The sequence below is a fragment of the Tropicimonas sediminicola genome, from assembly GCF_900188335.1.
Classification (GTDB): Bacteria; Pseudomonadota; Alphaproteobacteria; order Rhodobacterales; family Rhodobacteraceae; genus Tropicimonas; species Tropicimonas sediminicola.
Map to the genome: position 1 here is coordinate 50266 of NZ_FZOY01000014.1, position 8359 is coordinate 58624.

At 64.7% G+C, this 8359-nt stretch carries 9 protein-coding genes and 2 tRNA genes; 4 read left to right on the forward strand and 7 right to left on the reverse strand.

Features of this window, described 5'->3' with window-relative positions:
• The first annotated feature begins 14 nt into the window (after nt 1-14).
• Nucleotides 15-311, forward strand: coding sequence for an antibiotic biosynthesis monooxygenase family protein (locus tag CHB86_RS22930; RefSeq protein WP_089235451.1), 297 nt, complete (start codon nt 15-17; stop codon nt 309-311).
• Nucleotides 312-369: 58 nt separating this feature from the next.
• On the opposite strand, the gene rplA is transcribed toward CHB86_RS22930, so the two are convergent.
• From rplA to secE, 4 genes are all read right to left on the reverse strand, one after another.
• The gene (rplA, locus tag CHB86_RS22935; protein ID WP_089235452.1) at nt 370-1071 is read right to left on the reverse strand and encodes a 50S ribosomal protein L1; all 702 of its coding nucleotides are present in this window, start codon (nt 1069-1071) and stop codon (nt 370-372) included.
• 3 nt (nt 1072-1074) lie between these two features.
• Complete coding sequence (gene rplK / locus CHB86_RS22940) at nt 1075-1503, reverse strand: 50S ribosomal protein L11 (RefSeq protein ID WP_089235453.1); 429 nt, start codon at nt 1501-1503, stop codon at nt 1075-1077.
• Between the two features lie 163 nt (nt 1504-1666).
• Complete coding sequence (gene nusG / locus CHB86_RS22945; protein ID WP_089235454.1) at nt 1667-2200, reverse strand: transcription termination/antitermination protein NusG; 534 nt, start codon at nt 2198-2200, stop codon at nt 1667-1669.
• Nucleotides 2201-2417: 217 nt separating this feature from the next.
• Nucleotides 2418-2609: a preprotein translocase subunit SecE gene (gene secE, locus CHB86_RS22950; RefSeq protein ID WP_089235455.1), complete on the reverse strand. Its 192-nt coding sequence runs from the start codon at nt 2607-2609 to the stop codon at nt 2418-2420.
• On the opposite strand from secE, the gene CHB86_RS22955 reads away from it, so the two are divergent.
• Complete coding sequence (locus tag CHB86_RS22955; RefSeq protein ID WP_141134972.1) at nt 2602-4116, forward strand: hypothetical protein; 1515 nt, start codon at nt 2602-2604, stop codon at nt 4114-4116. The two genes, secE and CHB86_RS22955, sit on opposite strands and share 8 nt — an antisense overlap.
• A 378-nt stretch (nt 4117-4494) precedes the next feature.
• On the opposite strand, the gene CHB86_RS22960 is transcribed toward CHB86_RS22955, so the two are convergent.
• Nucleotides 4495-4570, reverse strand: a tRNA-Trp gene (locus CHB86_RS22960).
• Nucleotides 4571-4713: 143 nt separating this feature from the next.
• Here CHB86_RS22960 and CHB86_RS22965 point away from each other — a divergent pair.
• A complete protein-coding gene (locus tag CHB86_RS22965) occupies nt 4714-5577 on the forward strand; it encodes a class I SAM-dependent methyltransferase (protein WP_141134973.1) in 864 nt (287 codons plus the stop codon).
• A 13-nt stretch (nt 5578-5590) separates the two neighbouring features.
• Here CHB86_RS22965 and CHB86_RS22970 read toward each other — a convergent pair whose 3' ends face one another.
• The gene (locus tag CHB86_RS22970) at nt 5591-6481 is read right to left on the reverse strand and encodes a dienelactone hydrolase family protein (protein WP_141134974.1); all 891 of its coding nucleotides are present in this window, start codon (nt 6479-6481) and stop codon (nt 5591-5593) included.
• Between the two features lie 504 nt (nt 6482-6985).
• Between CHB86_RS22970 and CHB86_RS22975 the strand changes: the two genes are divergently transcribed.
• Nucleotides 6986-7062: transfer RNA gene (locus CHB86_RS22975), tRNA-Met, on the forward strand.
• On the opposite strand, the gene CHB86_RS22980 is transcribed toward CHB86_RS22975, so the two are convergent.
• Nucleotides 7019-8293 (reverse strand): recombinase family protein, encoded by a 1275-nt coding sequence (locus CHB86_RS22980; protein WP_245838313.1) that lies wholly within the window; start codon nt 8291-8293, stop codon nt 7019-7021. The two genes, CHB86_RS22975 and CHB86_RS22980, sit on opposite strands and share 44 nt — an antisense overlap.
• Nucleotides 8294-8359: the final 66 nt, after the last annotated feature.

Consider the following 8359-nt stretch of genomic DNA (forward strand, 5'->3'; position numbering starts at 1 on the left):
AGGGAGGCTCCTGCATGATCATGCGCATCTTTCAGGTCGTCACGCGCCCGGGGAAGGAGGCGGAGTTCAGCCGCTTCTTTCACGAGACGGCCATTCCGCTGATGAAATCGACCGACGGCTGCCTGACCGTTCTTCCCGGCGCGGCGCGCCCCGAAAGCCCGCGCGAGTTCAGTTTCGTCATGGTCTGGCGCGATCTCGCGGCGCTGAAGGCCTTCGTGGGCGAGGATTACCGCTCCGCGCATGTCGATCCGGCCGAGGCGGAAATCGTCGAATCGCGGACCATCCACCATTACGATCTGGTCGAAACCTGAGGCCCCAACGAGAAGGGGCGCCCGAAGGCGCCCTTTCCGAATTCCTTCAGGCCGTTGATCAGGCCTGGGCGGTGGTGGAAGCCACGTCGATGGTGACGCCCGGGCCCATGGTGGAGCTCAGCGAGACCTTCTGCATGTAGGTGCCCTTGGCGCCCGACGGCTTGGCCTTGGCCACAGCGTCGCAGAAAGCGCGGACGTTCTCGACCAGCTTGGCCTCGTCGAAGGAGGCCTTGCCGACGCCGGCGTGAACCACGCCACCCTTTTCGGCGCGGAACTGCACCTCACCGCCCTTGGCGGCCTGCACGGCGGCTGCCACGTCGGGGGTCACGGTGCCGACCTTCGGGTTCGGCATCAGGTTGCGCGGGCCGAGGATCTTACCCAGGCGGCCGACGATCGGCATCATGTCCGGGGTCGCGATGCAGCGATCGAACTCGATGGTGCCGCCCTGGATGGTTTCCATCAGGTCTTCGGCGCCCACGATGTCGGCGCCGGCGGCCTTGGCTTCATCGGCCTTGTCGCCACGGGCGAACACGGCGACGCGAACGCTCTTGCCGGTGCCGTTCGGCAGAACGACGGTGCCGCGGACCATCTGGTCGGCGTGGCGGGTGTCGACGCCCAGGTTCATCGCGATCTCGACGGTCTCGTCGAACTTCGCCTTGGCGTTGCCCTTCACGAGCGCAACGGCTTCCTCGACGCTGACGTCTTCCTTGCCGGCGAATGCTTCACGGGCGGCGCGGGTGCGTTTTCCAAGCTTGGCCATGACTTACCCTTTCACCTCGATACCCATCGACCGGGCGGAGCCCAGGATGATCTGCATTGCAGCGTCGACGTCGTTGGCGTTGAGGTCCTTCATCTTGGCTTCGGCAATTTCCTTGACCTGAGCCACGGTGACGGTCCCTGCGGTCTGCTTGCCGGGGTTGTTGGCGCCCGACTTCAGCTTCGCGGCCTTCTTCAGGAAGTACGACGCCGGCGGCGTCTTGATGTCCATCGTGAAGGACTTGTCCTGATAGTAGGTGATGACGGTCGGGCAGGGCGCGCCCGGATCCATGTCCTGCGTCTTGGCGTTGAACGCCTTGCAGAATTCCATGATGTTGATGCCGCGCTGACCGAGGGCGGGGCCCACGGGCGGGGACGGGTTTGCCTGACCGGCAGGCACCTGCAATTTCATCTTGCCGGCGAGTTTCTTGGCCATCTGGCCTCTCCTTCTTCATCGGTGCGCAGGTTGCGCACCCTACCGAGACACGACGCGTCGCGCCTCACTGGTTAGCGTGGTGTGGTCCGGACGCGCGCGTCCTCGCCCCCCACGAACGAACGGCGTTGCCGCCGCATGGTGCGTGCTGCCACGCACCGGTCGCTCAGGTTTCCTTGGAGACCTGAGTGAATTCCAGCTCGACCGGGGTCGCCCGGCCGAAGATCGACACCGTCACCTTCAGGCGCTGATTGTCGTCGTCCACGTCCTCGACCATGCCCGAGAAGCCCTCGAACGGGCCGTCGGTCACGTTGACCTGCTCGCCGACCTCGTAGGTGATCAGCGAACGCGGCGCCTCGACGCCTTCCTCTACTCGGTTGAGGATCTGGTTCACCTCGGCATCGCGCATCGGCATCGGCTTGCCCTGCGGGCCGAGGAATCCGGTGACCCGGTTGATCGAGTTGATCAGGTGGTAGCCGCGGTCGGTCATCTCCATGTGCACCAGCACGTAGCCCGGCATGAAGCGGCGCTCGGCCGTCACCTTCTTGCCGCGGCGCACCTCGATGACCTCTTCGGTCGGCACCAGCACCTCGTCGATCTCTTCCTCGAGGCCGGCCTGGGCCACGTCGTGACGGATCTGTTCGGCGATCTTCTTCTCGAAGTTCGAGAGGACGCTAACCGAATACCAACGCTTCGCCATGCCGTGCCTTGTCCTTGCTTCGTGCCCGGGCCCGCTGGCTCAGGCGAATTCCTGTTGTCTCTGTCCCCGGACCATCGGGATGGCCCATCCCAAAAGAAAAGCGGCGTGCGACCCGAATCGATGCACGCCTGCTGGGGAGAGTTCGGCTGCTTTAGCGCCGGGACTGTCCGTTTTCAAGGGCGGATCGACCGCCCGGTTCCTGGTCGGCCTGCCTGGTTCAGCCGAAGAACCGGAGCACCTGTGTCAGGCCGGTGCGGATCAGAAGGTCGACCACGAAGAAGAAGATCGCGGTCAGCGTTGCCAGGGCAAAGACCATCATGGTGGTCAGGAGGACTTCCCGACGGGTCGGCCAGACGACCTTGCCGACTTCGGTGCGCACCTGCTGCATGAACTGGAGGGGGTTGGCCATCTGTCTTCCCGAGCTGTCGCGATATCTGCTTCGAGCGCTGCACATACGCGCCCCGGGCAGCGAATTCAAGCCGGCTGCCGAAAACGCGACCGGCAAAGATCCGCCGGTTTCGACAGGTATCTTTCCGGATCCGGCCCGTTGCCCACTTTGTGCCATGATGTTCCGTCAAATCTCCAATGAGCGCAAATCGACCGAATTGTTGCGAATGGAGGTTGTCATGTTCGGAGGGACGTTTCGGATGCCTTGGCACGGGTATCTGCTGCTGTCTCTGATTGTCGCCGCGTTTGCCGTGTGGATGCACAGCGACCTGGTGCGCGTGGAGCAGGAAAAGAAGGCCGCGCTGGTGCAGCAGGCGCCGGCGCCCGTTGCTCTGGCCGACTTCCAGAAGCAACGCGACATCCACCTCGCCGACGAGGTCAACGTGCTCGGCTGGATCAATCCCGTGTTCAACACCCACCTGGTCAAGGGCGACGGTGGGCGAGGCGGCGAACGCCTCATGTTTGTCCTGTTCGATGGTGCAGATGGCGAGACCGCCGGCATCGCACGGGCGGCGATCCTGATTCCCTCGGCTCTAGAACAGAATTTCCGTGGCTGGGTCGCCAGGTCGAATCCGGCGCAGGAGGTGTGGCAGACCCGGATCGCGCAGGGATACGAGCGCGACGTCTATCAGTTCAACGGGCGCGCGGTGGCATCGCCGGACCTCGGGCAGCTGGCCATCGCCGCCATGGACGGGGCGGGGCTGACACCCGCGCCCGACTTCATCTTCATCGACCCCTACCTCGAGGGGCGCGAGGTCGCGCTGGCGGCCGATCCGGCGATGACGATGCAACTCACGGCCGTCGTGGGCGCGGTGAGCATGGTTCTGCTGTTCGCGGCAATCTCCAATTTCGACCGGAGCCGCGCGGTGCACCGGGCGAACGTCGTGCCCGAAGTCGCGCCGGAGGATCTGGACGACTTCGGCGCGCCTCAGGTCCGCGTTGCCACCGAGGCGCGCGTTCCGATGCTGCCGGAGCTCGAAGACGCGCCAGACGCTTCCGAGGCCGCCGCGCCAGCCGGTGCGGCCAACTGGCTCCGCTCGCCCCTGGTGCTGATCCTGCTCGCCTTCATCGGCATTGCCTCCGCGACCGGCTCGCCACCCAGGGTGATCCTGATGTCGCTTGTGCCGGCCTTCGTCGTGGCGGCCGTGGTCTGGGCCGTGCTGCGGATGATCTGCAACGGGGTCCGTGCGGCGAAGGAGGGGCGCACCGTGACGCGCGCCGGTCTATTCGGGGACCGCAAGGTCTTCGCGGCGCAAGAGACGGACGAAATCGTGGCGAAAACCGACGATCCGGCCGCGGTGTCTGACATTGTGCCGTTGCGTCAGTCTCTCCAGCGGGCGCCGGAGCCCGCTCCGCGACCGCGTCGGCGCAAAGGCCCGAAGGGCTTGGGTATCAACGCCGTTGACGTGCGTTCCGCCGCGGAAAAAGACCGTGCGAAGCGACCGCAACGGGAGCCGGAACACGCATGAGGCGACTGCCTCGGAATTCCCATTAACTCTCCGAACGCTTGCCACCATTCCGCCACTTGGAAGTGGGAAAAGAAGCTTGTGTCCACCGGGGTTTTAAAGATTTTGACAGGCAGTTGGCTGTCGCTGGTATTGGTTTCTGCTCTGGTGGGCACACGTTCGAGAGTGCCCTGTTGTGTTCGGCGCGTTTGCCCTTGCGCCACCCGAGAATGGAATGCACGGCCTGTAGCTGCCGCACCGGCCGTGCGCCCCTTCCGACCTTTCAGCTTCCCCAGGTCCAGGTTGGCCGCCCGCGACAGGCGTTCCGCGCGTCAAAACGCATGGCAGCAGGTGCTTCCAAAGCCCGCCAAATCGCGGACAAGGCTTTCGATATGTGGGAAGTGGCAGGGGCAGCAGGGTTCGAACCCGCGACCTACGGTTTTGGAGACCGTCGCTCTACCAGCTGAGCTATACCCCTACGGCCTGCGTTTCTTAGGTATTCCGCCCGGGAGCGTCAAGCGCATATCACAGCGCCCGACAGTTTCCCGACCGACCGTCCTTGATCGCCGGGGTGCCGCCTCCGGCATGGCCTTGATGCAAGGCCTTTGGTAACGCCGTTTCATGCAGACACCGACATCCCCTTCCGCCGATTCCGACCCCGCGACGCAAGCCCTGAGCGATCGGCCTTGGTCGATGCTGATGGATCGGGCGCTTGGAAAGGCGCGCGCCGTGCCCACGATGCTCAGCGGCGAGGAGCAGCGTCTGTACTACTGGCTGACCGCGTTCTGGGCGGAGGGCGCCGGCGAGATCGTCGATCTGGGGTGTTTCGCGGGTGGCTCCACGGCGCGACTCGCCGAGGGGCTGGATGTGTCCGGCCACGATGTGCGCGTGCATGCCTTCGACCGTTTCACCGCCGGCGAGGACGTGAAGCGGTCGATCTTGTACCCGCAGGGAATCGCCCCCTTCGAGGGCACGGATATCCTGCCCCTGGCACAGGACCTCCTCGCGCCCTGGGGCGAACGGATCCGGTTTCATCGCGGCGAAATTGACGGAATGGATTGGGGCGGCGATCCGATCGAGCTGCTGGTCATGGATGCCTCAAAGGCGGCCGACACGATGGACCGCATGGCGGAAACGTTCCTGCCGCATCTCGTGCCGGGGCGGTCACTGCTCGTGCAGCAGGACTTTCTCCACTGGAGCCAGCCCTGGGTGCCGGTGCAGATGGAGCGACTCGCTGCCTTTTTCACGCCGCTCGTACATGTGCCGCGCGACACACTCGTCTTCCTGTGCCACCGCAGGCCGACACGAGAGGAGCTGTGCGCTGCCCGGACGGCGGACCTGTCGGACGAGGTGTTGCTGAGCTACCTCGAGATGGCGCACGAGCGCTATGCCGACTGGGGGCTGGCGGCGCGGCTGGACGAGACGATCCTCGGGCTGCGCGCCAATCCCGGGAAGCGGCGGGCGTTCCAGTTCAAGCGCCCCTGACAGCAACGCAGGGTCACCGCGGCGATACGCGCTCGACGAACCGTTCGACGGCCAGCTGTGCCGCGAGAGTGGCTTCAGGCGAGAACTGCAGAAGGCTGAACGCGCTCTTCTCCGCCTGGTCGAAGCCGTGGGTTGCGCCATCCAGAACCAGCGACGTCACGTCGTTGCCCTGCGTCGCCATACGCGCGACCAGGTCTTCGCAGGAGGTCTCGTTCGCAATGGTGTCGCCCTCGACCAGCAGGAAGAGCGTCGCGACATCGGTCGTCCAGCCGAAGCGCGCCACCTGGCTGCCGGCGCCGCAATAGGGATAGAACAGAACGGCTCCGACGATCCCGTCCAGCCCTTGTTCCGCGAAAGAGGGCGGCCAGCGGGACAGGCCATGCGGCGGCCGCCCGCGATCGAACAGCGCCAGCATATCGAGAATCGCCCAGCCACCATGCGATGCCCCGAGCAGCAGAAGGCGGTCCGGATCGACGCCGTCCATTGATCGCGCATCCTCGACCGCGACCGCCACATCTCCCGCGCGTTCCGCGCCGGTGAGCAGCTGGCCAGCGCAGATCAGCCGCCAGATCTGGGCGTCCGCATAGCCGCGGGGGCCGTGGCTGTCGACGATCACCGAGGCCCAGCCCCTGGCCGCAAGCGCCTCCGCCCATCGGTCCATGTTGTCCCTCGGCCCGTCGCAGCCCGAGAACAGCAATGCCGTCGGCCAGGGCCCCGTCCCATCGGGAAAGGTCACGCGATACTCGGGGGCTAGCATCCCCGATACGGCTTGCGGGCTCTCGGCCGATGACAGCCATCCAAGGTACCTGGTCAGCGTATTGCCTGCCAGCATCAGGCCCAGCACCACCACTGCGCCAGCACCCCAGATGAGCCAGCGCAGCCTCCGCCTCCCGGGCGCCTTCACCAGTCACCCTCGCCGCGATTGTCCGACCCACGACGACCGAGCCGCTCCGCGATTCCAGCGGTCGTCGGTTGGTCGGGCAGCGCGGACAGGCTTGCCAGATTGGCAGGGCGTCGTTGGAGGCGTGAGAGCGTTGCCAGCGATGCGCCGAACCGACGGGCTGCGGTCCCCTGGGCGCGACCAATCTCTGCTTGCAACAGCGACATCTTGCGGAGCGCAGGCCCCTGGGCGCAAAGCCACCCCGTAGCGTTACGCGTCTTGACCGAAGTGCCGGCGCAAATCATCGAATCCAGAGAACGATCCATCGCGAACTCTCCAAACCAAGGACACCGCCTACCACGTTCACTGTATCGGTCCAAGCTTCGCCCGTGTCGTCGGAACAGCCCTGCTTCAGGCCTCAAACGCACCGCCGAACTTGCATCAAAGAGAAGATGAAAGTTTTTTGACGATCAGCCTCATTTTCCCCTTGCAGCCGATTCAGACCGGGCCTAGATAGTCACCTCCTGTCGCGGGGTGGAGCAGCCCGGTAGCTCGTCAGGCTCATAACCTGAAGGTCGTAGGTTCAAATCCTACCCCCGCAACCACTTTCACCGAACTCAGCGATACCTTGGCCAAACGTTGGCCATCGCGAGTTTCGGTGGTGGCTCCCAGGACAACAAGCGCTTCGATATCTCCGTCGAGCTGGACCTCCCAGCCGGGGGTTGCGTGGATGATCCGAACCTCCGTGATCAGTTCGCGCAGAAGGGCGAGGGCTTCGTCGCGGATGCCCGGTTCTTGAATGGACTCGCCGAGCAGTTCGACCTTCTGCCGGTAGATCGCTGAAAGGTTCGGATGCAACCTGACAGGCGATGGCGGCGGTTCCGACAGTCTTGCATCCAGGGCGGCCTTTTCGGCTTCGAGGCTTTCTAGCTTGGCCAGCAGACCAGGCGTGCGCAGCCCATCCGCGATGGCATCATAGAAACCCTCGAGCTTGCCGCTGACCTGCTTCAGCTGCCGGGCCAGTTCTGCACGTTTCGCTTCCTCTGCATCGCGGCCGCTGTTGATCTCACGGTGATAGGCTTCGATGAACGCCTCCACGGCTTTGGGTTGCATCAGACGTTCCCGAAGTAGGTCGAGAACGAAGTCCTCCAGGACCTGTCGCCGGATGCCTTTGCGCTGATCGCAGGTTCCGAGTTTGCGCGCATTGGAACAGGCGAGGTAGTCCCGACCGGCCGCCGCAAACACTCCACCGCAGGCGCCGCATCGTAGCAGTCCCGTCAGGAGATGACCCGGGCGGCGATGCTCCCAGAAACGGCTCTTCTTGATGCCCTGGACGGCCGGCGTCGCTTCGATCTCGGCCTGCCGTGCCTTTACTCGATCCCACAACGTATCGTCCACAATGCGAAGGTGGGGGGTGTCTTCGACGATCCGTTCTTCCTGAGGGTTGATGCGGGAAATTCGTTTTCCGGTTGCCGGGTCCTTTACATAGCTGAGCCGGTTCCAGACCAGGCGACCGACGTAGAGCTCGTTGTTGAGAATGCCAGTGCCACGCTGGCGATGGCCGCGAATGGCCGTGTCGCGCCACAGGCGACCGCGGGGTCCTGGGATGCCGTCAGCATTCAGGTCCCGTGCGATAGCCTTTGGCGACTTGCCCGATGCAAAGGCCTCGAAGATCCGGCGGATGATGGCTGCTTCGGCTTGCAGGATCTCTCGATCCCCACGCTCCTCGCCCGGGACGACAGCGTAGCCGTAGCAGAGACCGCCGGCGCTTTTGCGCGCCCGAATGCGGCCTTCGAGGCCGCGGCGGGTGTCAACGGCGGCGCAAAAACCGACCACTGGGCGGAGCAAAAGTCGGCCAGTCTGGGCATGACCGTCGCCTTGGCAAACGTGCTCCTCGTATAG